We start from the raw sequence: 681 nt of genomic DNA on the forward strand, positions 1-681 counted from the left end.
CTAAGTCATGAACCACCAGTTCAACTGGTGGTTTGATTATGCCCCTATAAGGGGCCTATGCCTGCAACGCCTGAAAGGCGGATGCCTCAAGCACTTATACCGGCCGGCCTCTAAAAGAGGCTATCTTCTAGTATCTTCTCTTTTCGATTCTTCTTTTTGTTGCTGAATGTATTCCTTTACCGCATCTTCTGTGATATTGCCTACTGTTGCGACATAATATCCTCTGGCCCAAAAAGCTTTTGACCATCCATTTACACTTTCCGGATATTTATCGTGTATCATTAATGCACTTTTTCCTTTTATGTACCCTACCACATCTGACACTTTTTCGCTTGGCGGAATGCTTAAACACAAATGTACATGATCTGCGCATACTGCACCTTCTACTATTTCTATGTTCCGGTAATCGCACAGTTTTTTTATTATTTCTCTTACATCTGCTTTTAATCTTCCGTACATAATTCGTTTTCTATACTTTGGTATAAACACTATATGATACTGGCATTTATACCTCGTATGTGATAAACTACTACTGTCCACGTTGGACCGCCTCCTATTCTCTTTAGTATTGGCTTGAGACACCTTTACTATTGTATCATAGGAGGCTTTATTATACATTCTACAACGTCACTACTACACTATTCGCCCCAGCATAGCTGGGGGATTAGCTCTTTCATTTAT

At 39.9% G+C, this 681-nt stretch carries 1 protein-coding gene; it reads right to left on the reverse strand.

The window, feature by feature from the left end; genetic code table 11:
- Positions 1–120 precede the first annotated feature (120 nt).
- Positions 121–540 (reverse strand): IS200/IS605 family transposase, encoded by a 420-nt coding sequence (gene tnpA / locus ACTNDQ_RS15410; RefSeq protein ID WP_158360322.1) that lies wholly within the window; start codon positions 538–540, stop codon positions 121–123.
- Positions 541–681 lie beyond the last annotated feature (141 nt).

It is taken from the genome of Blautia massiliensis (ex Liu et al. 2021) (assembly GCF_052064225.1).
Taxonomy (GTDB): Bacteria; Bacillota; Clostridia; order Lachnospirales; family Lachnospiraceae; genus Blautia_A; species Blautia_A fusiformis.